Genomic DNA, 24,345 nt, shown 5'->3' with positions numbered 1-24,345 from the left:
ACATGTTCGAATGTGTCGTGCTCGGGCCTACACTTGCCACCATGCCTTCGCCAGTGACTGAATACCTGCAGGACATCGTCGAATCCGTGCGCGACCACGACTCCGGCCACCGCGCCGACTACATCGACGTGCTCAAACACGCTGACCCCGACAAGCTCGGCCTCGCACTCTGCACTGCGGACGGACAGCTCTACGCGGTCGGGGACTGCGACTACAAGTTCTCCATCCAGTCCATCTCCAAACCGTTCGTCTACGCGCTGGCGCTGGACATGTACGGTCCCGATGAGGTCCACGCCCACGTCGGCGTTGAGCCCTCCGGTGAGGCATTCAACGCGCTTTCGCTTGACGACGAAGGCCGCCCCGCCAACCCACTTATCAACGCCGGCGCCATCACCGTCAACCAACTTATCGGCGGCCCCGACATCCCCGTGGAGCAGCGCAGCGAGAAACTCCGCGCCTACTTCTCCCGCCTTGCCGGCCGCGAACTGAGCATTGATCAGCGGGTATTCGAATCCGAGAAGGCAACCGCCGACCGCAACAAGGCGTTCGCCCACATGCTGCGCGAAGCGGGCACGATTAGCGACGATGCCCACGAGGCCGTCGCCTCTTATATCGCCCAATGCGCCATTCTGGCCACCGTGAAAGACCTCGCCGTCATGGCTGCCACCCTTGCCAACGCTGGCATCCAGCCGGTCACCGGTGAGCGCATCGTCTCGGCGGAAGCAGCTCGCCTCGCCCAGGCAGTCATGGTCTCCGCAGGCATGTACGACGCCTCCGGGCGCTGGATGGTCAACGTCGGCATCCCTGCGAAGTCAGGCGTGGCCGGCGGTTTGATCGGGACGTTGCCAGGCCAGTTAGGTATTGCGTCGCTAAGCCCGCGCCTGGATAAACAGGGCAACTCCGTGCGCGGCGTGAAAATCTTCCGAGAACTGTCCAGCTCCATGGGGCTGAACCTGCTGTCGTCGAACTTCTACTTCGCGCCGGGCATCCGTCGCATTGAACGCCGCGACGACGCCGAAATCGTCGAACTGCAAGGCATGATCACGTTCACCTCCGCCGAAAGGATCCTGCGTGGTCTTTCCGAGCGCCGTCTGACCAGCACAAACCTCATCCTTGACGTCTCCGGCGTGACCGCGTTTAACAAGGCTGGCCGCGACCTGATCAAAGACGGTCTGATGCAGTACCGGGACGAGGGCTACAACATCTCCATCTACGACCCGGACCACACGCTGTCGGACTACGAGTTCGCCGACGGCACCACCGCCCAAGCCATCCGCGACTTCACCGCCTCCTTCTCCGTCCCGGCCACCCGCGAAGAGGTCTACGAGGCGATCACCAAACCCAAAACCTGGTGGGACGAACGCGTCGAAGGCGACGCCGCCGAACAAGGCTCCGAGTTCCACTACTCTGACGACGACCGCTACGTTGGCTTCTCCGTCAAGGAAGCCGACGACGGCAAGCGCATCGTCTGGGATGTCGAACCCACCGACAACCCCAAAGAGGACCACGAGTGGGACGACACCTCCCTCATCTTTGACATCGAAGAGGACGAATCCGGCAAAACCAAGGTCAACTTCACCCACCGCGGCATGCGCCCCCACGACAGCGGCTACGAAGAAATTGCCAAGGAGTGGCGCGAGCGCATCGCCAAGGGTCTGCAGCCGCTCATTCGGCGCAGGGAGGAAAATTCGACCGATTCATGACGGAAAAAACGACCGATTCACGACGGAAAATTGGTATGGTTCGTGTCTATGGGATACCTGCAACGGGCCGTAGACACCCAACTTGACCAGCTCCTTCCGTATGCGTCTGCTATTGCGGTTGAGGGGCCGAAAGGTGTCGGCAAAACCGAAACTGCGCGCCGGCGAGCGTCGACGGTGCTCAAGCTCGACACGGATGAGGGTGCCGGAGTTCTCGCCTCGGATCCGGCGTTCACCGCAAGCCCTGATGGCACGATCTTGATCGATGAATGGCAGCGCCACCCCGAGTCCTGGGATTACGTCAGGCGGGCGGTGGATAATGGTGCTCCCGCCGGGCGTTTTCTCCTGACCGGCTCAGCCACTCCCGTAGCCGGGACTGATACTCACAGCGGAGCAGGGCGCATCTTGTCAATGCGAATGAGACCGTTGGCGTTGTTTGAACGGCGTGGCTGGGAGTCGTCGATAAGCATGCGCGAACTTTTTCAAGGTGACGCAACCATCGCAGGCGAGACCGACAAAACCCTGAAAGACTACATTGACGCGATAGCGTCCGGCGGCTTCCCGGGCTTCTATGAAGCGCCACCGGTACTCCGCAACCAGCAGCTGGACTCCTATCTCACCCGTGTGGTGGATCGCGACCTCCCTGAGCAGGGCTACACCGCGCGCAACCCAACAGCGTTGATGAACTGGCTAGCGGCGTACGCAGCAGCCAGCTCCACGACGACGAGCTACCAGGAGATTCTCGACGCAGCCACGCCCGGACAAACCAACAAACCCGCTAAATCCACGACGATGGTGTACAGAGAAAAACTCGCCGAGTTGTGGATGCTGGACCCCGTGCCAGCTTGGGATATGCGACGCTCCCCGTTCGCTGGCCTCGCGAAAGCACCGAAACACCAGCTTGCGGACCCAGCGTTTGTCCTGCGTCTGCTGGAGATTCCAGCTGCGAAACTCACGGGGCGGTTTAACTATCTGCTCGGACCACTGTTCGAGTCGCTCGCCACCCTCACCGTGCGGGTAGCGGCGCAAGCATCCTTCGGTACCGTCGGCCACTTCCGCACGGTCAAAGGGGATCGAGAGGTCGACCTCATTGCGCAGGACCAAGACGGTGCGATCGTGGCATTGGAGGTCAAACTGGCCGCCAACGTGGGTGACGACGACGTCAAGCACCTGCTTTGGTTGCGCGAGAAACTCCCGGACGATGTTGTGGACGCGGTGATCCTCACCACCGGCACCCGCGCCTACCGCCGCCCCGACGGAATCGCGGTCGTACCGCTGGCGCTGCTCGGTGCGTAGGCTCGGGCACATGTTGGATCGCACAATCTGGTGGCACGTCTACCCGCTCGCCGCGCTCGGCGCGCCGATCCGCGACACTAAAGATGCCGCACACCGCCTACGCGGACTCGAGGCGTGGCTGGACTACCTGGTCGAACTCGGCTGCAATGGCCTGCTGCTCGGTCCCATTTTCGAGTCGGTCACCCATGGCTACGACACCCTCGACCACCTGCGCATTGACGCAAGGCTTGGCGACGACACCGACATCGACTGGCTTATCAACGCCTGCGCAACCCGTGGCATCAACATAATGCTCGACGGGGTCTTTAACCACGTGGCCCGCACCCACCCTTGGGTTGAGCAAGGTCTTGCCGGCGACACGGACTGGGAGGGTCACAACGAACTGGCCACACTCCACCACGACGAGCGAGAGATCCGGGATGCGGTCGTCGACATCATGTGCCACTGGCTGCGCCGCGGCATCGCGGGGTGGCGCCTCGACGTCGCCTACGCCGTCCCGTCCGAATTCTGGCGCGACGTGCTCTCCCGCGTTCGCGAGGAGTTCCCTGACGCAATGTTCCTCGGGGAGGTCATCCACGGCGACTACGCAGAGATCGCCGCGGCCGGCACGCTCGACGCAGTCACCCAGTATGAACTGTGGAAAGCCACCTGGTCATCGCTTGCCGACGCCAACTTTTGGGAACTCGCCCATGCCCTCGAACGCCACCCCGCCGACCTGTTGACCAACACGTTCATCGGCAACCACGATGTGGACAGGATCGCCTCCACAGTCGGACCCGACAAACTGATCCTCGCCGCCGCGATTCTCATGACCGTGCCCGGCATGCCGTCGATCTACTACGGCGATGAACAAGGCTTCACCGGCACCCGCGGCGAGGGCTGGTCTGCCGACGACGCCGTCCGCCCCGCCCTGCCAACCACCCCGGCCGAACTCTCGCCACTGGGTGGGTGGATTTTTACGGAGTATCAGAAGCTGATCGGGGTGCGTCGCCGCAACGCATGGCTCACACGCGCCCGCGTTGAGGTGCTGGATAAGACCAACGAGACAATCTCGTTTACCTGCACCGACGGCGAGCACTCGCTCCAGACCGACCTGTGGCTTGACCCCACACCCGGCGTGCGCATCCACGCCGGCGGTGAAGAGCTCTACAGCTGGATGTTGAAGTAAGCCAGGATCTGCGCCAACGCGTCCTGCAGCATCTTCAGCAGGTCTGGCAGCTGCAGCGTGGTTACGCCAGCAACCGGCACATCAAACGACGGCATGCCCGCCGGCGTGAGGTTCACGCGCTCCGGGAACTGCGGCTGAATGTTCAGCTTCGGCTGCTGCTTCGGCTGCTGTGGCTGTTGTTTAGGCTGCTGAGCCGGCGCTTGCGGTTTCGGCTGCTGGGTCTGCTGCTTCGGGGCGGTGGTGTTGGCCGTCTTGTTGCCGCCCTGGGTGCCCTTGAGGCCGCATCGGTTGGCGGCTTCGTCGACACGCGACAGTGCCTCGAGGATCTGTGGGCCGCGACGGTCGAACGCCGCGAGCGTGCGGGCCTGGCGGACTTTCTGCTGGTAGTCGGCGTCGTTGGTCCAGTAGCGGGAGGCCTGGTCGCAGGAGATCGGGCCGGACGGCAGCGCGGCAAGTGCGTCGTCGATGGCGTCAGCTTGGGCGGTCGGCGCGGCGGCGATCGTGCCGGCCAGCGCGGCGGTCATTGCGAGAGTACGGAACTTCATGCGGAACAGTATGTCACGGATGGGGCAGATGTGACAGGTGGGAAGAGCTACTTCGGGCGCTTTTCGCATCCAATCCCGTCGCCATCGCGGTCTAGGTGGGAGCCGTAGCCCGGGTCATTGCTTCGAATGGGGCGTCCCAAGTCGTTCCAAACGGCGCGGCAGTTCGGGTATGCCCTCGACGGTGCGGGTGCCGGGGCAGGCTCCGGCCGTTGCACCGGCTTCGGAGCAGGGGTTGGAGCGGGCCGCGGTGCAGGTTTCGGTGCTGGCCTCGGTGCTGTTTTCGAGGCGGGCTTCTTCGGTGCGGGCTTCGGTTTCGCGTGGCAAGGGATGTACTTCGGTGCAGGGTTCGGAATGAATCCCTGTTTCATCGCCCAGCATGTGCCAGCAGCGATCGCCCCGTACACGGCAATGGCGCCAGCAAGTCCAAGCGCGATCTCGAGCGGGGTGTATTCCTCTGCGATGGCGGGGTTCTGCTCGGGATTTGCAGTAGTCGTGACTGGGGTGGCTGTCGCGGTAGTGCTTGGTTCCACGGCTTCGGCTGCGGGCGCTGTTAACGTTCCGGCAGTGACGGCGCTGGCGGCAAGCGCCGCTACGAGAGTTTTCTTCATGCGTTAAGCATCCCACGTGGCCACCTTTGCTTCATATGCAGGTCTCGATATGCGTAATCCCAGGTTGGAGCGTTTTCCCGAAATTACGGCGGAAACTCGGAAAACGTCGTGACCAGCAGTTACGCATATCGAGACCTGCATATGAAGGGAAATGGGGCGAGAAATGGGGCGAGAAATGGCCGCGAAACCTATGCCCCGACGAAGCGGCGGATCAGGGAACGGTACGCCCGGACCGTGAGGTCGACGTCTTCGAGGGAGACGGATTCGTCGTGGCTGTGGAGCTCACCTAGAACAGACCCCAGCGTTTCGCCGCGCCCGTGGAGGGCGAATCCGTAGCCGACACCACCTTTACGACGAGCAAAGCGCAGGTCGGATCCACCCGCCGCGATCGTCGGGACGACGGGGACGTCGGGGAAGAATTCGTGGAAGGTGTCCACGATGGCGTCGTAAAGCGGGCCCGAGGTGGGGGAGACGGTGCCGGGTTCGGTGATGAGGTGGGTGATCTCCACCTCGTCGGCAAGGTCACCGAGCGCTTCCCGGAGCAACTCGTCGATCTCTTCTTGCGTTTGGCCAGGCAGCGGGCGGATGTCGAGCTCCATCCAGGCGACGGACGGAAGCACGTTGATCGCCTCGCCGGCACGCAGCACAGTGGGGGAGATGGTGAGGTGGCTCATGGCGTGGGAGTAGCTCTGCAGCTGACCGAACGCCTCGTAGCCTTCGCCGCGCAGCAGGGCCGCTTCGGTGTCGGGGTCGAATTTCCAGGCGCGGACGTAGCCCTCCCAGATGTCGTCGCTACGCACTTCGGGCGTGATGGCGGCGATGCGGCGGGCGACCTCGCCGATCTTGGTGACCGCCATGTCGCGGCCGAAGGGTGCGGAGCCGTGGCCGGCGTCGCCATGCACGGTCAAGCGGCGCTGTGCGGCGCCCTTCTCGCCAACGACAACCACGAGTGCGTCAGAGCCGTCGGACACAGGCAGGTGTGAGCCGCCCTCCTCGGATAGGCAGTTCGCCCAAGGGAACGACGCGTTTTCGGCGAGCCACGCCGCGCCGAGGCCACCGCGGGCCTCCTCGTCGGCGCATCCCACGAAGGTCAGGGTGCCTTTGGGTTGCGTGCCGGAGAGGGCAACGTCGCGCACAGCCGCCGCCATCGCTGCAGTGATGTAGAGCATGTCGGTGGCGCCGCGCCCGTACATGCGGCCGTTTTTGATCTCACCCCCGAACGGGTCAACTGTCCATTTATCCTCGTCGACGGGCACGACATCGGTGTGGCCCAAAAGGGTGAGTGGCTCAGCGTTGGGGTCGGTGCCTTCGATGGAAAACGCTACGGAAACTCGACCCGGATGGGGTTCGAAGCGTTCTACGTCTACACGGGTATCCCCGAAGAATTCCTGCAGCGTGCGGGCGTTTCTTTCCTCGTGTCCAGAATCTGCCGTTAGGTTGTTGACGCATCCATTTCTAATAAGGGCATGTAACAGTTCCAGAGTGTCATCGGTTAGGCTCATACCACATAACACTAATGTCGGAAATCTTTTGGAGACATGGGATGACTGAAACTACCCTCCCGGGCCGCCGCTCGGACAGCCAAGACCCGCGCGCGCTGCGCACTCGCAAGGCGCTAATCGACGCCACCATGCGCCTTCTCAACGACTACGAGGTCGCTGATCTGAATGTCTCGCAAATCGTGAAAGAAGCAGGCGTGAGCCGTCAAGTGTTTTACCAGCACTTTGAGGACCGCGACGCCCTCGTACTCGCCACCGCAGCGCAGTGGGTCTTGGCGGCCTACGGCAGTTTCGCGGAACGATTCAGCATTGACAAGAACTTTGAAGCGTCGGTCACTGCACTGGCACAGGCGACCGCTGGTCACTACACCGCCGCCACGCGCATCATCGACTCGCCGATCCACAGCCTCCTGGATAACCAGGTCTACGAGGTCATGCTGCCCACCATGCGCGAACAACTCCTGCCCCGCGCCGCCCGTTGGGAAAACGCGGACATGAAGCTTGTCGACGATATGGCCCGGTTCTACATCGCAGGCATGCAGCAACTCATTGAGCAGTGCATCCGCGAAGGCGTTCCCGCAGAGGAGTTTGGTCGCCGCGCCGAAGCCGTGCGCCGCGTGCTCATTCGTGAGTAGCCTGGCGGGGTATGAACCAGGTACGTGAGGTCGTCGAAAAGCTAAAAGCCCTGTACAACACGTCGTGCGACATCGCACGCGCCGGGGACTTCGAACGCTACGGGGAAGTGCGCTACCCCAAACTGACCGTTGACGTGCTCGAATGGCGCCCCATCGACCGCTCCAAAACCTTCGGCTACGTCGACAAAGCCGGCACCTACTCCGCCGTCCTCTCCCGCCCCGACCTGCTCGAGGACTACCTCACCGCCCAACTCGAGGCGCTGACCTCGAACTATCCGTGCTCCATGCGTGTGGAGTACTCCGATATCGTCATCCCGCCCGCCTACATCAAGGGCACACCGCCTATCGACGAAACACGCAACCTGCCCCGACCCGCCCTCGACGACGTTCACGACGCCATCGTCGACGGCCACTGGGACGCCTTCCACGGTCCGGAAAAACCCCTGTTCCACTTCGGCCCGCAACGCTTCGACCTCGCCATCGCGCGACTCGAGCACTACACCGGCATCGACGTAGACACCCTGCAGCGCTACATCCTGTTCACCAACTACGCCATGCACGTCACCGAATTCGTGCGCTTCGGCCTGCGTGAACTGTCCGACCCCGACTCGCGCTACACCCGCCTCGTCCTCCCCTCCGGCGAAACAGTTTCCGACACCGTCGCGCTCGAAGACCTGGAGCTGGGGTCGAAGTTCCAGATGCCGCGCTACGACCTGATCACCGAAAACGGCGACGGCATCACCATGATCAACATCGGCGTCGGCCCCTCCAACGCCAAAACCATCACCGACTCGCTGGCCGTTCTGCGTCCGGAAGCGTGGATCATGATCGGCCACTGCGCCGGCCTGGACGCCCGCATGCGCATCGGCGACCTCATCCTCGGCAACGCCTACGAACGCCACGACCACGTTCTCGACGACTACCTGCGCCGCGAACTGCCCATCCCCGCCGTCCCCGAAGTGCAACGCACCCTGGAAAAGGCCGTGACCAAGGTGTACGGCGACGACACGTCGTTGATGCGCACCGGCACCGTCCTGTCCACCGGCGACCGGAACTGGGAGTGGAAAGACCCGCAGGACCTGTGGGAATGGCTCCGGGGATCCACCGCCGCAGCCGTAGACATGGAGTCCTGCACAATCGCCGCCAACGGCTACCGTTACCGCGTCCCCTACGGCACCCTGCTGGCCGTATCCGACCTGCCGTTGCACGCTGTGCCGAAACTGCCCGCCGGCGCCCAGGCGTTCTACTCCAACTCGAAGGAAGCCCACGTCATGTGTGCCGTGCGTGCGATGGAGAAGCTTGCCCGGCGCCCCGAACGTCTCCGGACCCGGAAGCTGCGCCGCACGATCGGTGAGGTCCCGTTCCGGTAAGTCCTTCGCGGCTTCATATGCAGGGCTCGATATGCGTAACCCCTGGTCACGGCGTTTTGCGGAAAATTGGCCAAAATTTCTGAAAACGCGCCGACCTGCACTTACGCATATCGAGCCCTGCATATGAACAAAACCCCGCACACCTAACGGCCAAGTTCGAGGCGCGCCCGCACCGCCCCGACGAACTCCTCGGGGTGCTCCTCCAGGTAGCGCGGCGCGTACCGGAGCAGGGGATGGCCGGCGTTGCCGAGGCGGTCGGCGCGCGTTTTCTCGTCGAGAAGTGCCTTGTGCGCAGGGCCGAAGGTGGTGTCGTCGTACTTCACGCGCCCATCGATCTCAACTCCCAACCACCCGTTAATCAGCAGGTCAACGCGGTACCTCCACCGGGTGAGTGTGACGTTGGCGCGGACGTCGGTGATGCCGGCTTCGATGAGCAAAGCGCGCGCGTAGGCCTCGGGTGCGGATTCGGACAGGGTCGACGCGTGCTGCGCGGCCAGGCGGGCGGCGGGTTTGCCTGGGAAGCGCGGCTCAGTTTCGACGAGGTGCTGCAGCTGGGCCGGTGTGAAGCCACCGCGTTGGACGAGCCAGTCTGCGGCGACGAGTGCGTGGGTGAAGCCGTCGAGGCGGGCAATGTCCAGAAAGGTTTGCAATGGTGACGTAGTGGACATGGCTTCCCCGCGGCGGATCCGGGAGGCGGGGAGTGTGCGTTGCACGTAGCGCACGCCGGCGGGCCATGTTGAGCGCCGCGGCACCGACGGCAACACCAGCGCGACCTGGTCTAGCGGCGTGTTCACGACCCACATGTCGTTGAGGTACGCGGAGGCGCGACCGGTGATCACGGCGGCGTGGACGGCAAGGCCCGCGCAGTAGGCCCGGGCCCAGTGCTGCTGGTGGATCTTCAAGGCGTCGTACGAGCGGCGCGCCAGCGCGTGTGACGTGGATAGGCGAAGCAGGTCGCTGCTGAGATATGTCTGCCCTCGGACGTCGACAAGGTTGGTTCTGATTTCGGTTTTCCATTCCCCCATGCGGGAAATCCTAGGTGGTTTGTACACTGCCTGGCGATGGAAACTTTCTTCGACGACCCCGCGATTGCGATGGCGCATCGGTCCGCTGTGCGCTCGATTGAGCGGGTGGTCAAGGAAACGGCAACGCCGACCCCGAACGCACAGCAACGCGTCATAGAACAGTTAAGGAACCAAAAAACGCTGGTCATCACGGGCGCGGGTGTGTCGACGGATTCGGGCATTCCCGACTATCGCTCCGAAACCGGCCGTTTGACCAAGGGCCGTCCGATGACGTTTCAGGAGTTCGCGCATTCGCCGCGTCAGGTGCGTCGGTATTGGGCGCGTGCGTTCGTCGGTATGCAGTTCATGCGGGCGGCGCGGCCAAACCGGACGCATTTTGCGCTTGCGGAGCTCGAGCAGGCCGGCCTGATTCGTGGCATTGTCACGCAAAACGTCGATGGACTGCACACACAGGCGGGCTCGCGAAACGTGATTGCGTTGCATGGCGATATGGAGCATGTGGTGTGCCTGGACTGCAATGTGATGCATGAGCGATCGCTTATCGACGACCTCCTCACCGCCGCCAACCCCAACTACTTCAATTCTGTCGAGGTGGTCGGGACGATGATCAACCCGGACGGCGACGTGGAACTGCGCCAAGAGGACGTGGAGCGCTTCCGCATGATCACGTGCCCGAACTGTGGCTCGGAGCGCCTGAAACCCAGCGTGGTCTACTTCGGCGAGAACGTGCCCAAGGCCACGCGAACACAGGCCGATCAGTGGCTGGCGGAGTCGACGGGTGTGGTGGCGATCGGTACGTCGCTTGCGGTGATGAGCGGCTACAAGTTCATTCTGGATGCGAAGAAGCAGGGCAAACCTACCGCTGTGATCAATGGCGGGCCGGGGCGTGCGGATACGAAGGTGGACACGCTGTGGCGCACCGACGTCGCTGACGCCATGGATGCGATCCTGGACGGGCTCGACTTGTGATTCTCCTGCTCATTGTTCTTGCAGTAGCGGTTTATCGTTACATCACTACGCCGTTGGAGACTGCGTTTTCCACCGCCTACCCAAGTGATCTCCACGTCTACGTGCTGGGCGGGCAGCAGGTGAAGGACCACCTGCCGCTCTATGCGCACGACCTGTTGCCGGGCTTGCCGTTCACGTATCCGCCGTTTGCGGGCGTGGTGTTTTCGTGGCTGCCAACCGAGGAGTGGTTCGGCGTCGCCTGGAAGTTGGCCAGTGTGGTGGTGTTGGCCGGGGTGGTGTGGGGGTCGTCGATAAGCAAGAAGCACGTGGTGCCGCTGGTGGCCTTTTTCGTGCTGTGCACGGAGCCGGTGCAAGGCACGCTGTACTTCGGGCAGGTGAACCTGCTGCTCATGGGGCTGGTGTGCCTGGATTTCCTGCCGAAGAACAGGTTGCCGGGCATCGGGACGGGCCTGGCTGCGGGGATCAAGCTCACGCCCGCGTTTTTCATCGTGTTGTTGATCTATCAGCGCAGGTGGGGAGCAACATTCGTTGCCGCGTTCACGTTCGTGTGCACTGCGGCGAGCGGGATGAATGTGGTGGACGCGCCGAACTTTTGGACGCGCGCGATCTTCAGCACGCAACGGATTGGGGTGGACGAGAATCCGGGGGCGCAGTCCATACGCCAAGTGCTGGCCCGCGCCGGGATGGATTCGACGCTGCTGTGGCTCACGCTGTGTGCCGCCGTGACCATCCTTGCGCTCCTTGCTTGTCGACGAGCCCCCGCCCCCCTCGCCGTCTCCTTCATCGGCCTAACCGCGTGCCTGGTTAGTCCGTTTTCCTGGTACCACCACTGGGTATGGATCGTGCCGCTTGGCGTGTTCGTCTTCGAACGCTACGGCTCGGTGGCGCTCATGGTGCTGATGGCCCCGTACGCTTCGGTAGTGCTCTGGCCTGGCGCCCCGCAGTTCCTTTACATTGCCGTGCCAGTGCTCTTTATGGCGTGGTACGCGCTACCCTCGGGTTATGCGCATCCGTTTATACGCCGCAGCGACCGCGGCAGCCACAGCACTCGTCCTCGCCCCCGCAGCCTCCGCCGACCCGGCCCCCGTTACCGGCGTGGAACTCAACCAGCCCGCCGACCAGGTCATCGCGCTTGAGACGAAGTTCAACCTGACCAACGATGCGGAAACCGGCATCAGTGAACTGCGCAAGCTCCGCGGCGACATGTGGGACCAGAACGTGCCGTACGACGGAAAACCGCTCCGCACGGTCGCTGCAGAACAGGGCCTGGATACCCGCGAGAAGTACGTCAACGCAGTGCAACTGGACACCGGCTACAACCTGATCGCGCTGCAGCGTGCGGTGGAGGCGGCGAAGAAGTTCGCGCACGTCCGCCCGTTCAACGCAACGTGTACGGACAACTGCGGCCCGGAGGACACCGCCACCATCGGCGGCAAAGGAGGCTGGGGCGCGAACTTGCACAGCACGGCTAACATGAGCCGCGCCATGCAGGGGTGGGGCTATGGCGAGCTGGCGGACCTGAAGCGTCTGAACGGCAAGTGGTCCGACGACAAGAACAGCATGACCGGCCACCTGCACACGTTCCTGAACCCCACCGTGACTCGTGTCGGTTTCGCCGGTGCGGTCACCGCTGAGGGCGAGGCATCGGCTGCGGTGGTGGGATACAAGCCGACCGACGTGGAATCCATGCCGCAGGGTTCCCAGAAGGTGGTTCTGCACCGTCCGGCGGATGGCAACGAAACCCCGAACACCACGCCGAAGAAGTTGGTCTTCGCGGGTGTCGGCGATAAGTCGCCGGACGACGTGCGTCGGACCGTGGGCATTGTGTTGACGGTGCTATCGATCCTGGCTGCAATTGTGAAGTTCATCGAGCCATACCTGCGCCCGATCGCCGATAAGTTTATGGGGCGATAGCCTCGGCGACTTGGTCGAGGGCATCCATGGTGTCCTCGTAGCTGCCGTCGGCGCTGCGCGCGCCGATGGCTACCCCAACGTGTTTGATCCAGCCGAGTTGGCGGGTGTGCCAGGAGCCGTCTTCCTCCACGTCTGACCAGCCGCCTTTGAACGGAACCCCCAACTGGCCGAGCCCGTAGGCCTGGTCTTCGGTGATGTTGCGCATGTCCGCCAGGACGGGTTGGGATTGGTCGCGGGTGCTTAAGTAGTGGGCGTATTTCGCCTGGTCGGCGAACGTCCAGCTGGTGGTGCCAAACGCGCCGCGCACGTTGACGTGCGGCCCGGCTTTTTCGATTTCCTCGCCGACGAGTTTGGCGGCTTCGAGGTCGTCGCCCATGCAGTCCCATAGGGCGCGGGCGGAGTCGTTGTCGGACCATTCGATGGAGGCCTGGGTGAAGTCCGCTATGGTGGCGTGGTCGTATTCGCAGTGCCGTTCGGCGGCGCGTGCGATGGGGATTTTGATGGTGGACCAGGCCGGCAGGGTGTCCAGGGAGCCGGCTTTGGTGAGGGTGGTGCCGTCGTAAAGCGCGACGCCCACCTCGGTGTTTGTCGCCTCCTCAATCTTTGCGACGACCCCCTCAAGGCCCTCATACTGCTCCTGCGAATGCGTCGGTACTGCCTCGGTCTGCAGCGGCTCAACGGGAGCCTCTGCGGAGCAGCCGGCCAGCAGCAGGGGAATAACCCAGGCGACCTTGCGCATTACGCCCCCGCAACCGCCAGGGGCTCGCGAAGCACGTAATCCAACGCCACGGCGCGGGCGATGTCGCGCACGACGTCTTTGTGGCTGGGGATCAGGCGCAGGTCGATGGGCCCGGAGATGTGTTCGCGGACAGTGCGGGCGAAGGGGGCGGAGGCGAGGGGGTCGTCGATAAACGCACTGCCTGCGACAACCACGGTGTTGGGGCAGTGGTCGGAGCATAGCCCAGCCACGAGCGTGCCCAGGCCGCGGGCGCGGTTGTCGAGCGCGGAACGGGTTGCCTCCCCGGCGTCCTCCACCGCCTGGCGCAGGGTGCGGATCGTGGGCACATCGATGGCGTCCAGCAGGCCCTGGGTGGTCAGCTCGCCCTGTTCGACCTCGATGGGGTTGACCCCTTCGGGGCTGGAGATGGCGCAGGCGAGGGAGTCGTCGGCAAACAGCGCCATCACCGACGGGGTGTCCAGGTCCGCGGTGGATTGCATCTCAGAGCCGACAATCGCGCTGGAAATCGAGGTGACCTGCACCGGCACGGAGAACTGCTCGCGCATCTGATCGCCGATGTTTACCCCGTCCCAGCCGAGGTTGGGGGCGTAGACGTCGCCGCTGCCGCGCACCGTGCCGGATGTGGTCACGCCCACGGTGGCGAGCGGGCGGCCGACGCTGGTGGTCAGTTTGTTCAGGCCGGCCATGATGTGCTGGATGAAGTCGTCCTCGCTCATACGCGAGACCGGCAGGGCCACGTCCACGCTGCGCAGGGTGCGGCCCTTGAGGTCGAACAGGGCGATGTAGGTGGAGTCGGTGCCCACGGACACACCCGCGTGCGTTTCGGTGGTTTCGGCGAGTTCGAGGGGGATGGTGGGCCGTCCACGGCCTTGGGATTGGGTGAGGTCGTTGCGTTCGGTGACGTATCCGGCGTCGACAAGCGCCGCGATTGCGCGGGTGACAGTGGGCTGGGACAGGCCGGTCGCGCGGACGAGCTCGCTGCGGGAGGTGAGTTCCTGCAGGCGAATGAGGTGCAGGCATTTCGCCGCGGGAGTACGTGGACGAGAAAACGAAGCCCAAGTCATGATGAATATATTTACTGGATGGTGCGACGAATTGTCCATTTGGCCAGCTCCTATACAATCGCCCAGCATGAGCCAACCCATGCGCGAGCCGTCGCTTCTCGACGCCACCTGCGAGGATTTCGTTTACGACCTCGCAGCCATCTCTCCCACGCTGGCAACCCAAATTGGCATCGATGGCCACGACGGCGAATTGCAGGACTTTTCCCCCGAGTACTGGGACCGGGTCGCAGACCGCATGCGCGACCTCATCGCCGACGTTGACGCGTTGAACGACTCCACCGATGACTCCGACGACGAAGACGACTTCGACGACGTAGACAACCTCACAGCCGCCATCCTGCGCGACCGCCTGTGTATGAAGCTCGAGCTTCACCACCGCGGCGAGCTCCTGCGCCAGCTGAACAACATCGACTCGCCGATTCAGGAGATCCGCGACTCGTTCGCGCTGATGCCGCGCGTGACGGAGCAGGACTTCGACGCCATCGCCTCCCGCATGTCGCGCATCCCGGCAGCGCTCGCCGGCTACCGCGAATCCCTGGCAGAGGCTGCCTCTGCCGGCGATGTGGCATCCCACCGCCAGATCGACGCCGTGATCAACCAGTGCGAGGCGCTGGGCGAAAGCGACTCCCAACTCGACGAACTGGGCCTCCCGCCGGAGTCCAAGATCGTCGAAGAGGCGAAGGCCTCGTTCACACAGATGGCCGACTGGCTCTCCACCGAACTCGGACCCAAGTCGCCCCACGACGATGCCGTGGGCCGCGAGCGCTACGAACTGTTCGCCGAACTTTTCCACGGCCGCAATGTGGACCTCGACGAGGGCTACGCCTGGGCGCAGGAGGAACTGAAGCGCACCGTCGATAAGCAGAAGCAGATCGCGCGCAAGCTTTACGACGACGACTCCGTCGCCGCCGCATACCGCCACCTGAACCAGGACGAGCGCTACACCATCCACGGCACCGACAACCTCCTCGCCTGGATGAACAGCGTCAACGAAGACGTGGCCAACGTGTTCCCGATCCCCGAGGGCATGCCCCCGGTGGAGTGCGCCATCGACCGCGCCGGCTCCGGCGGTATCTTCTACACCCCGCCAAGCGACGACATGATCCGCCCCGGCACCATGTGGTGGTCCGTCCCAGAAGGCCAGGAGACGTTCCACACCTGGCAGGAGCTGACCACCGTGTTCCACGAGGGCATCCCGGGCCACCACCTACAGCACGCCTACGCCCTGCTCAATCGCGGTGAACTGAACATTTGGCGCCGCTCCGTCTGCTGGAACTCCGCCCACGGCGAAGGTTGGGCGCTCTACGCCGAGCACCTCATGGACGGCTACCGCGAAGACCTCGGCTACCGCATGGGTCTGCTCGACTCCATGCGTCTGCGCCTCGCGCGCGTGATGGTGGACATCGGCGTACACCTGAAGAAGACCACCCCGGAAGGCACCGGCGTGTGGGACGCCCAGTACGCCAAGGCCTTCCTGCGCGACAACACCGCCATGGCGGAAGCCAACCTGGCCTTCGAGCTGGACCGTTACATGGGCTGGCCGGGCCAAGCCCCGTCGTATGCCCTGGGTTTCAAGGACTGGATCGACCTGCGCGACCAGGCCCTCAGCCGCGGCATGACCCAGGACGAGTTCCACACGAAGGCGCTGAGCCTGGGCTCAATGCCGATGGATATCCTGGCCCACGCGATCCTGCACTAGTCGTCTCGCTCGATTCGTTTCAGGATTCGGGGGACGAACCCGGCGAAGATCAACACGCAGATCAGCCGGATGAGCTGCAGTGCCACCACGGCGGGCCCGGCTCCGCCTTCTGCGGATAGGGCGAGCGCGGTCTCGAGCGCGCCGGGTGTGGTGGCGAGGTAGCCCTCGTAGAGGGTCAGACCCAGCCACTTGGCTACGACCCACCCGATGCCCGCACAGAACACCATGAGGCCGACGATGTAGGCCATCGTCGCCGGCAGCAGTTTGGAAAACGCCTTCAACGCCGGCACGGACAGGCCGCCGCCGCACATCCAGCCAAGCGCCAGGAATGCCGTAATGCTCAGTGGTTCCGGGGGAACAATGGTGAAGTCCGCGAACGACCCAACCAGTACCGTGACCAGCATCGGCCCGAAAATGGACGGGTTGGGCAGCCGAGAAACCTTGCCGAGTGGAATTCCCACCCCGATCAGTGCCGGCACCAGCAACCACATCCACCAATAGGGCTTGAGGTGCATGACTTCGCCGGCGGCGGGCGCATCCAAAAATGACACCACCACCGGCAGTGTTATCGACACCGTCAGCAACCGCAGGTATTGGCTCAGGCTGACGTAGCGCATGTCCGCCCCTAGGTCTCGCGCGAGCGCCGGCATCAGCGACGCCCCACCAGGCAGCAGCGACAGCACACCCGTCTTCCTGGAAACGCCATGGTTCGCCAACACCAAACCACCGAAGAACGCCACCGCAATCACCAACACCGCCGCGATGAGGCCAGGGACCAAGAACGGCAGCAAATCACCCGGTGGAATACCTACCAGCGGCAGCGCCGCCACCACGCCGATCACACCGCGGGCGAGGGTGAACAGGTGTTCGTTGATCCGCAGGTCACGCTCGGTAACAATCGCGACCGTTCCAGCACCAACGATCCCGGCGAGAATCCATGCGGCCGGCACGTGCAGGTAGGTGAACACGAGACCGCACAGCACCGACAGCGGGGCAGCGACGATCCAACGGTTCATGTGGTGCATAGTAGTCGTATGCTCGCCTTCCTTATCGCTGCTTCAGCGTTCGCCGGTTGGATCGATGCGGTGATCGGCGGCGGCGGTCTCGTGCTCATCCCAATCCTCATGGCGACGACCGGCATGCCCGCCGCATCCGTGCTCGCCACCAACAAGGTCGCGGCGATCAGCGGCACCGCCTCGGCCGCAGTGTCGCTCGTGCGCCGCGTCGGGGTGCCCAAGTTCACGTGGATTTATGCCCTCATCGCAGGCATCGCCGCCGCGCTTGGAGCAACTGCAGTTTCGCTTATCGACGACTCCATCGCCAACCCGATCATCATCACCCTCCTAATCGCCGTGGGCATCTTCGTGGTGGTCAAACCGACGTTTGGGACGACCGGGGAGAGAAGGGTGTCGTCGATAAGAATTGCTCTGGGAGTCGCAGCAGCGGCGCTGATCGGCGCCTACGACGGCATCTTCGGCCCGGGCACCGGCATGTTTTTGATCATGGCGTTCACCGCCATTTTCACGCAGCAGTTTCTCCAGTCGGCGGCGATGGCCAAAGTGGTCAACACCGCCACGAACCTCGGCGCGCTGATTGTGTTTGGCGTGGGTGGCTACATCGATTGGAAACTGGCGCTGATCTTGGCGGTGGCCAACGTGATCGGCGCGCAGATTGGCACGAGAACGGTGCTCAAGGGCGGCTCCAAACTGGTGCGCGTCGCCCTGCTCATCCTCGTGGTGGTGCTGTGCGTGAAACTACTCAAGGACCAGGGAGCCATTGGCTAGGCCATAAATGGCCGCAACCGCGCCGACCAGAACCAACGCCACAACGAACCACTCAAAGGTGTTGAAGGAACGCTCGTTGTTGGCGCGCCGGGTAGCCACGTACGGCACCATGCCCGGCACCACCGCCAGCGCGCCCAACAGCACGTATACCGGGTCCGCCGCGTAAATCAGCCATAGCGAGTACACCGAACCGATCAACCCCACCACCAGGTGAACGTGATGATCACGCGCGATGAGCACCAGGTAGATAGAGGAGAAGATGTAGGGCAGCAGGTACATGATCGTGGCCAACTGCACCATGCCGTTGTACGACGCCGCCGAGACAAAGAACACGACCACGAACAACTGGATCACGATGGTGGACAGGACCTGGGCGTTCTTGGTCGTCGCCAATCGCTTGGGCAACAACCCATCGCGGGCCATCATCACAATCGGTTCGGCGCACAGCATCTGCCACGACACGTACGCACCCAGCACCGACAAGCACAGACCGATAGAGACCAGCGCGCCACCCCACGGGCCGACAACTGCCTCAAGCACGGCACCCATCGAGTTGTCCGGCAGCGCCGCCAACTCTTCCTGGCTGAGCACACCGTAGGACAGGGTGGACACCGCCACGAGCAGGGCCAACACCGACAGGAAGCCGATGATGGTCGCACGGCCCACATCGCTGCGGCGGCGAGCCTGCTTGGAGTACACCGACGCGCCCTCGATACCGATGAACACCCACACCGTGTACAGCATGATGCCCTTCAACTGAGCACTAAACGGCGCACTGTTGGCGTTGCCCCAGAAGTCGGTGGTGAAGCGGTCCCACGAGAACCCCAGGAACGCCACCAGCACAATAAACGCCAGGATGGGTACGAGTTTTGCCACGGTGGTGACCACGTTCATCACCGCCGCCTGCTTCAGGCCGCGCGTCAGCCCCCACAGGATCAGCCAGCTCATTGCGGACACCGCGATTGCCAACACCCAGCGGTTCTGGAGCACCGGCACATAGTGGCTCAGTGTGCCGAAGAACAAGGTGGCATACCCAACCTGGGCCATCACCGAGCCGAGCCAGTAGCCCCAACCTGCGGTAAATCCGATGAAGTCACCCAAGCCGGCGCGCACGTAGGCGTACACGCCGGAGTCCAGGTGGGGTTTCCTCACCGCCAGGATCTGGAACACGAAAGCAATGGACAACATGCCGACACCGGCAATTGCCCAACCAACAAGCATCGCTCCGGGGCTCGCGACCGAGCCGATGTTTTGGGGGAGCGCGAAAATGCCGGAACCAATGGTCGATCCGATGATGAGGGAGACCAGCGTCCAGACCGAAACGGTGCGCTTTGTCATGGCGACTAACACTACCCCAGGGGTTGTCTACTACAATCATCAATCGATACAGAACGTTTAAAGCATAAACAACTGAGGGAGGCGGCAAATGCGCAAGAAAATTGCGGCAATGACATGTGCCATTGCACTGTCGTTGGCAACCGTTTCCCCAGCGTATGCCGATGACGGATACAAACAAACAGCAGTCGTGCCGGGCCTGACCGCCACCATCGAGGCACCCCTGCCCATCGGCGAAGCCTGGTACGAAGCCGAAGACTTACCGCGTTGGGCAACCTTGAACCCCGACGGTTCCATCCACCTCACGCCGGGGGAGGGGGTTACCCCCGGTGTGTACGAGTGGCCCGTCCGCGCAGTGCTTGCCGACGAGACCGAGCGAGTCTTCCCCGTCCGCGTCACCATCAGCAAGGACGCTTCGACCGACCTCAACCAGGAAGGCGCGATCCTCGACGCACTCGTCGAATACGCCCCCGAGGTCTCCCCGAAGTGCTCCGCTACCGCCATCGGCGTCGGCCTGCCACTGCTCGTGCTGCTGCCGCTTGGGTTCGCCTCCCAGATGAGCCTGCCGCTGGTCGCGCGTCAGAACGACCTCAACCTGGTCGTCGAGAACGCCCTGAGCGTCGATCTGAAACTTCGGGACCTCAACTCCCGCGACGTTGACCTCGGCATCGCCGCCATCCTCGCCGTCGCAGGCCTCGCTGGCGCAGGCGCGATCATTTCCCAGTGTGTGAAGTAGGGTCCTCCGGCCACGCATGCTTGGGGTAGCGGCCCCGCATCTCCTTGCGCACCTGCTGGTACGGCCCCGCCCAAAAACTGTCCAGGTCATCCGTCACCGCAAGCGGCCTACCCGCAGGCGACAGCAGGTGGTACAGCACCTTCACGCCCGCGACTGTTTGGCCGTGTTTGCCAAACATATGCTGCAGTTTCACCCGCTTCACCGGCCTGCCAGACGCATACTCAAACTCCTTCGGCGCCACCTGGTCCAACTCCGCAACCTGCTTCCAATCCAGTTGCCGCAACATCGCCGCCCGCATATCGCAATTGCCTATCGACGACCCCTTCGCCACCTCGGAAACCTCAACCGAATAGTCCCCTTCGCTCACATCCGGCCACCCAAGGGTGGCGTGCAGGAAGTCCAGCCGTTCCTTCAGGTGCTGCTCCTTGTCGGTGAGCGGGAAGTCCTCAAACCTGAGGTGGGTGAGCGCTTCCGCCGCCTCGTCGGGAGTCAGTTTGATCGGGGTGGAGGAGAGCTCAATCGCACCGATGGAGGTGACGAGCCGGCCGCGTACCTTGTCGTCGACAAGCATTGCTTTCTTGGTTTCGGTCACCCTGTCCTGCGGAAACGCAATCGGTTCGGCATCTCGGATGATCACCTGTGTCGGTGTGCGCTGGATCTCCGCCGCCGCGATCCACTCACTATGCGAGTTGAACTTCGCGCGCGTCCCCGACGCCAACAGGTACTCGCCCTCGCCGACCTTCTTCGCAATCCATTGCGGAAACGCCGCCGCAATCACCTCGCCGGGGTCCGCCGGGCCTTTGTCGTCGACAAGCCTGCGCAGCCGCTTCGTATCCACCTCACCAGCAAGCCGCGCGATCGTGCCCGCCGCCTGCGAACCGAACGTCAACAGTGCCGCGCCCAGCCGCGGATCCAGCGGGAAACTGGCCAACCTCTTGCCAAAATCGGTGATTTTTCCGTTGCTTAGCGCCCCAATCGCCTCCAGATTCTGCTCCGCCTCCGTGTAGTCCTTCGGCTGATCCAACAGCGGCAGGTCCGGCGACGCCCACGCCTTCATAGTCAGCAACGCACCCGTCAGATCCGCCGTGAGGATCTCGGGTGTGATGTCCGCCTGGAAGTTGGCGTAATCGTCGCGCGAAAACACCCGCACAACCTCGCCCGGACCGAGCCTGCCCGCACGGCCAGCACGCTGATCCGCACTCGTCTTCGCCTCCGACACCGTGACCAGGCCCGTCATGCCCCTGTTATCTCTCTTTGGCACCCTGGACAGGCCTGCGTCCACCACCTTGCGCACGCCCGGCACAGTTATCGACGACTCCGCCACCGACGTCGCCACAACCACCCTCGCTGGCCCGTTCAGCGCCTCATCCTGCTCCTTGCTGCTCTGCCTCCCATGGAGGGGGACCGCATCGTCCAGGAACCCGCACACCAAATCCACCTCGCGCACACCCGGCACAAATACCAAGGTCCGCTCCGTGCCGTGCGTCTGTTGCGCCACGTGTTTGTAGAACTCGCGCGTTCCCCGGATCCTGTCCGGATGGGGCGCATAGGTGATGTCCAGTGGGTGCGTCACCGCCTCCGTGGACAGGACCTGCGCGCCCATATGGTCGGCAAACTTCTGTGCGTCCAGGGTGGCGGACATGGCGGTGAGGTAGAGGTCGTCGCGAAGCAACGCCACTTCCATGCACATCGCCAACACCAGGTCCGTGTCCAGTTGGCGCTCGTGCACCTCGTCGATCCCCACCGCACCGACCCCCTCCAAGCCGGGGTCCTTGAGCAGGCGATTCAACAACACCCCGGGGGTTACGAACTCCACCTCGGAGCCATCCTTGTGCTCCCCGCGGATGGAGTAGCCGACTTTGGTGCCGAGCGGCGTGCCGTCGAGAAACGCAAGCCTCCTCGCCGCCGACCGCACCGCCACCCTCCTTGGCGCCGTGACCAGTGTCTTTCCTGCAATGTTTGAGATCGCCGGCGGGATCAACGTCGTCTTGCCCGTACCCGGCGGCGCTTCCACCACAAGGGGACCGCGGTGGGGGATCTTGTCCACGACTCGCGACACCGGTAGGTCGCGGCCGATTTTCGCCAGGTCGAACATGGCAATCCAGGGTAGCGTGTGGGCCATGAGACGCCTCTTCGCAGCGATCGTCCCACCCGACGAAGTCCGCGAACACCTCATCACCGCCCTGCGCCCAATCCGGGATTTCTCCGGCACCGAAGTGCGCTGGTCTGACCCCGACAGTTGGCACATCACGCTGGCGTTTTACGGCAACCAACCCAACGACGCCGACCTGGTCACCGATCATCTCTCCCAAGCGACTGCCTTCACTCGGCCCCTCCGCTTGCATCTGCGGGGCGCCGGCTGCTTCGAACGCCGCACCATGTGGATCGGAGTCGGCGGCGACAAAGCACCTCTGAAAGACCTCATGGCGGACTGCCAACTCGACCCAGATGCCCGCCGTCGCCAACGTGCGCATCTCACCGTCGCCCGCACCGGCACCCGCACCAGGGACCCATTGCTTCTCGACGACCACGCCCACGCCCTCGCCGTCTACACCGGACCAGAATTCGCCGTCGACGAAGTGTTGCTGCTCGAGTCCCACCTGGGCAAGGGGAGAAGTGGCGGCCCGAAATACGACGTGGTGGACAGGTTCTACCTGCGGTGATCTACGTGGCCAGCCCAAAGTTGTCCCCATCGATATCAAGCACCAGGTTTTTAAGGTCATCAAATCTGAATCTGTGAGCGAAGTAAGGCAGATCAATCTTTGGTTGTTCGTGGAACGGGTTTTCCTCTGGGTAGTAGTCTTCCGGGTCCGGGAACGGCGGTTCCTCGTCGTCCGGTTCTGGAGGGAGTGGCTCTTCCCACGGCATTTCGGGTGCGAATGGGAATTCCATGTTGTATTCCTGCTCGAGTTCTTCGATCGCGGTGGTGGCTGCTTCTTCGTCGAGGGTGTCGTCGAAAATGTCCAGGATTCGGTGGCCTTTGGCGTAGAACTCGGCGGCCCGGGCACGGTTTTTACGTACGTTGGCCAGGCTGGACTTCCACCGCGGGTTCGTCGGAGTGACTTGCTCGTGGAGGAGGCCTTCCGGCGTGCAGATTTCGTATGTTCCGTCCGCGAAAAGCCAGACGATGTCACCGGTGACCGGATCGGGAATGTAGAACCCGCGACGATCCGTTTTCAGATTGTGGTGGTGCTGGCATAGTGCAAACAGGTTCTCCACTGCGGTTTCGCCACCTTCGCCGTAAGGGATGCGGTGGTCGAGCTGGCACTGCTGAGCGGCGCGGTTACAGCCAGGGTAAATGCAGGTGCCGTCACGGGCGATGACAGCGTGACGCATCGCCTCGTTCGGGGCGTAGCCACCTAGTTTCTGTACGGCTGCTGCGTCGAGGTCGCGTTCGACGTGGTCGGTGGACGCCAACCAGTCTTCGAAGGCTGCGGTGGTTTCAGCATCGGTCCAACCCAAACCTGGCAGAAAAACCGGGTCGCCTTCCTCGCGGTCTTTCGGGCTGTACACGTTGAGCACCGGTGTGACGGATGTGCCGGCGATTTCACCACACAGCAACTTCAAAGCGGCTTCGGGCATGCTGATGCCATGTTCGCGGGCGACAGCCTTCACACTTGCGCCGACGCGACCTGCGGCGATTGGGTTGGTGAATATCTCTATCGACGCGCGGTCCTCTCCACCGAATGAGAAGCAGTCGATCCGGAACGTGTCGCTAGTGTCCTTTTCGCGTTCATCGCGCTTCTTTGCGTTGTACCCGCGCGACTTGTCCAGGCGTTTAATTGCAGCGCGGATGCGGTCGGTGACCGTCTTGCGTTGCGGAACCTGCTGGTTGTTGCGCTTGGGGGTAAAGGTGTCGACCAGGATCTCGTCGATAAGCGCGAGTGCTTCCTCGTCTGGATCTGGGCCGAGCTCCTCGATCGCGGTATATGTAGCGGTCAGGTGGCCGATGTCCATCACCCGTGTGTTGCTCTGTAGCGCGCGAAGCCGTGGAAGTTCTTGTAGGACTGCATGTCCGAGGATCGCGTTCTTTACAAACCCCTTGTTCCAACTGGTGGCCGATTGCACCTTCTCAACAGTGAGGTCGAAATCATCCACCTCGAGGCCCGGATATGCGTACTCGCCGAACATTGTCCAGTAAATATCGCGAATCATTTGAGCGTTTCGGCTGTCTGGATCATCTGGTCGCTGACTGCGGAAAATTTTCGGTGGTGCGGTTGCCGTTGTCATGGTCCCCCCTTTCGTCTATGGTGCTATAG

Annotated in this window: 21 protein-coding genes; 11 read left to right on the top strand and 10 right to left on the bottom strand. The window is 63.1% G+C overall.

From position 1 onward, the window contains the following. Positions 1-41: 41 nt before the first annotated feature. The 3 genes from HMPREF2690_RS01855 to HMPREF2690_RS01845 are packed head-to-tail and all read left to right on the top strand — an operon-like array spanning position 42 to position 4,164. Complete coding sequence (locus HMPREF2690_RS01855; RefSeq protein ID WP_070820070.1) at positions 42-1,703, top strand: glutaminase; 1,662 nt, start codon at positions 42-44, stop codon at positions 1,701-1,703. A gap of 48 nt (positions 1,704-1,751) precedes the next feature. Continuing rightward, the gene (locus HMPREF2690_RS01850; protein WP_070421966.1) at positions 1,752-2,996 is read left to right on the top strand and encodes an ATP-binding protein; all 1,245 of its coding nucleotides are present in this window, start codon (positions 1,752-1,754) and stop codon (positions 2,994-2,996) included. 10 nt (positions 2,997-3,006) lie between these two features. Then, positions 3,007-4,164, top strand: coding sequence for an alpha-amylase family protein (locus HMPREF2690_RS01845; protein WP_070820069.1), 1,158 nt, complete (start codon positions 3,007-3,009; stop codon positions 4,162-4,164). On the opposite strand, the gene HMPREF2690_RS01840 is transcribed toward HMPREF2690_RS01845, so the two are convergent. The 3 genes from HMPREF2690_RS01840 to HMPREF2690_RS01830 all read right to left on the bottom strand — a co-directional run bounded on the left by HMPREF2690_RS01840 (position 4,143) and on the right by HMPREF2690_RS01830 (position 6,819). Beyond that, positions 4,143-4,709 (bottom strand): hypothetical protein, encoded by a 567-nt coding sequence (locus HMPREF2690_RS01840; RefSeq protein ID WP_070820020.1) that lies wholly within the window; start codon positions 4,707-4,709, stop codon positions 4,143-4,145. The two genes, HMPREF2690_RS01845 and HMPREF2690_RS01840, sit on opposite strands and share 22 nt — an antisense overlap. A gap of 47 nt (positions 4,710-4,756) precedes the next feature. Beyond that, positions 4,757-5,317, bottom strand: a complete 561-nt coding sequence (locus tag HMPREF2690_RS11625; protein ID WP_083316694.1) for an excalibur calcium-binding domain-containing protein — start codon at positions 5,315-5,317, stop codon at positions 4,757-4,759. Positions 5,318-5,505: 188 nt separating this feature from the next. Further along, entirely contained in the window at positions 5,506-6,819 is a 1,314-nt protein-coding gene (locus HMPREF2690_RS01830; protein ID WP_070820019.1) for a M20/M25/M40 family metallo-hydrolase, read from the bottom strand. A gap of 41 nt (positions 6,820-6,860) precedes the next feature. Between HMPREF2690_RS01830 and HMPREF2690_RS01825 the strand changes: the two genes are divergently transcribed. Further along, positions 6,861-7,451 carry a TetR/AcrR family transcriptional regulator gene (locus HMPREF2690_RS01825; RefSeq protein ID WP_070815852.1) on the top strand — a complete coding sequence of 197 codons (591 nt, stop codon included), beginning with the start codon at positions 6,861-6,863 and terminating at the stop codon, positions 7,449-7,451. Between the two features lie 11 nt (positions 7,452-7,462). Further along, a complete protein-coding gene (amn, locus tag HMPREF2690_RS01820; RefSeq protein ID WP_070484934.1) occupies positions 7,463-8,821 on the top strand; it encodes an AMP nucleosidase in 1,359 nt (452 codons plus the stop codon). A 143-nt stretch (positions 8,822-8,964) separates the two neighbouring features. Here amn and HMPREF2690_RS01815 read toward each other — a convergent pair whose 3' ends face one another. Then, positions 8,965-9,846 (bottom strand): hypothetical protein, encoded by an 882-nt coding sequence (locus HMPREF2690_RS01815; protein WP_070421971.1) that lies wholly within the window; start codon positions 9,844-9,846, stop codon positions 8,965-8,967. Between the two features lie 36 nt (positions 9,847-9,882). Between HMPREF2690_RS01815 and HMPREF2690_RS01810 the strand changes: the two genes are divergently transcribed. Next, positions 9,883-10,815, top strand: coding sequence for a Sir2 family NAD-dependent protein deacetylase (locus HMPREF2690_RS01810; RefSeq protein ID WP_070820018.1), 933 nt, complete (start codon positions 9,883-9,885; stop codon positions 10,813-10,815). Beyond that, positions 10,812-11,951: a glycosyltransferase 87 family protein gene (locus tag HMPREF2690_RS01805; protein WP_070820017.1), complete on the top strand. Its 1,140-nt coding sequence runs from the start codon at positions 10,812-10,814 to the stop codon at positions 11,949-11,951. The genes HMPREF2690_RS01810 and HMPREF2690_RS01805 overlap by 4 nt, the downstream gene beginning before the upstream one ends. A gap of 764 nt (positions 11,952-12,715) precedes the next feature. Here the strand turns inward: HMPREF2690_RS01805 and HMPREF2690_RS01795 are convergent. Both HMPREF2690_RS01795 and HMPREF2690_RS01790 read right to left on the bottom strand, forming a co-directional pair. Next, positions 12,716-13,468 (bottom strand): hypothetical protein, encoded by a 753-nt coding sequence (locus tag HMPREF2690_RS01795; protein ID WP_083319419.1) that lies wholly within the window; start codon positions 13,466-13,468, stop codon positions 12,716-12,718. Then, entirely contained in the window at positions 13,468-14,532 is a 1,065-nt protein-coding gene (locus HMPREF2690_RS01790; RefSeq protein WP_070820016.1) for an ROK family transcriptional regulator, read from the bottom strand. Before HMPREF2690_RS01790 ends, HMPREF2690_RS01795 begins: the two co-directional genes overlap by 1 nt. 67 nt (positions 14,533-14,599) lie before the next feature. Between HMPREF2690_RS01790 and HMPREF2690_RS01785 the strand changes: the two genes are divergently transcribed. After that, positions 14,600-16,231, top strand: a complete 1,632-nt coding sequence (locus tag HMPREF2690_RS01785; RefSeq protein ID WP_246819493.1) for a DUF885 domain-containing protein — start codon at positions 14,600-14,602, stop codon at positions 16,229-16,231. Here HMPREF2690_RS01785 and HMPREF2690_RS01780 read toward each other — a convergent pair. Next, the gene (locus HMPREF2690_RS01780; protein ID WP_141740806.1) at positions 16,228-17,247 is read right to left on the bottom strand and encodes an AbrB family transcriptional regulator; all 1,020 of its coding nucleotides are present in this window, start codon (positions 17,245-17,247) and stop codon (positions 16,228-16,230) included. The genes HMPREF2690_RS01785 and HMPREF2690_RS01780 overlap by 4 nt on opposite strands. 18 nt (positions 17,248-17,265) lie before the next feature. Here HMPREF2690_RS01780 and HMPREF2690_RS01775 point away from each other — a divergent pair, with 18 nt between their 5' ends. Next, positions 17,266-18,015, top strand: a complete 750-nt coding sequence (locus HMPREF2690_RS01775; RefSeq protein ID WP_070815844.1) for a TSUP family transporter — start codon at positions 17,266-17,268, stop codon at positions 18,013-18,015. On the opposite strand, the gene HMPREF2690_RS01770 is transcribed toward HMPREF2690_RS01775, so the two are convergent. After that, a complete protein-coding gene (locus HMPREF2690_RS01770; protein WP_070484943.1) occupies positions 17,986-19,353 on the bottom strand; it encodes a basic amino acid/polyamine antiporter in 1,368 nt (455 codons plus the stop codon). The genes HMPREF2690_RS01775 and HMPREF2690_RS01770 overlap by 30 nt on opposite strands. Before the next feature lie 88 nt (positions 19,354-19,441). On the opposite strand from HMPREF2690_RS01770, the gene HMPREF2690_RS01765 reads away from it, so the two are divergent. Next, positions 19,442-20,086, top strand: coding sequence for a Rib/alpha-like domain-containing protein (locus HMPREF2690_RS01765; protein WP_070421980.1), 645 nt, complete (start codon positions 19,442-19,444; stop codon positions 20,084-20,086). Here HMPREF2690_RS01765 and HMPREF2690_RS01760 read toward each other — a convergent pair. After that, positions 20,064-22,181: an ATP-dependent RNA helicase gene (locus HMPREF2690_RS01760; RefSeq protein WP_070820068.1), complete on the bottom strand. Its 2,118-nt coding sequence runs from the start codon at positions 22,179-22,181 to the stop codon at positions 20,064-20,066. The two genes, HMPREF2690_RS01765 and HMPREF2690_RS01760, sit on opposite strands and share 23 nt — an antisense overlap. 25 nt (positions 22,182-22,206) lie before the next feature. Between HMPREF2690_RS01760 and thpR the strand changes: the two genes are divergently transcribed. After that, positions 22,207-22,749 (top strand): RNA 2',3'-cyclic phosphodiesterase, encoded by a 543-nt coding sequence (thpR, locus tag HMPREF2690_RS01755; protein ID WP_070820014.1) that lies wholly within the window; start codon positions 22,207-22,209, stop codon positions 22,747-22,749. 1 nt (position 22,750) lies between these two features. Here thpR and HMPREF2690_RS01750 read toward each other — a convergent pair whose 3' ends face one another. Beyond that, positions 22,751-24,316: an HNH endonuclease signature motif containing protein gene (locus tag HMPREF2690_RS01750; protein WP_141761170.1), complete on the bottom strand. Its 1,566-nt coding sequence runs from the start codon at positions 24,314-24,316 to the stop codon at positions 22,751-22,753. Positions 24,317-24,345: the final 29 nt, after the last annotated feature.

The sequence above is a fragment of the Corynebacterium sp. HMSC034E11 genome, from assembly GCF_001835905.1.
Classification (GTDB): Bacteria; Actinomycetota; Actinomycetes; order Mycobacteriales; family Mycobacteriaceae; genus Corynebacterium; species Corynebacterium coyleae.
This window is presented reverse-complemented; position numbering and strand designations above follow the sequence as displayed.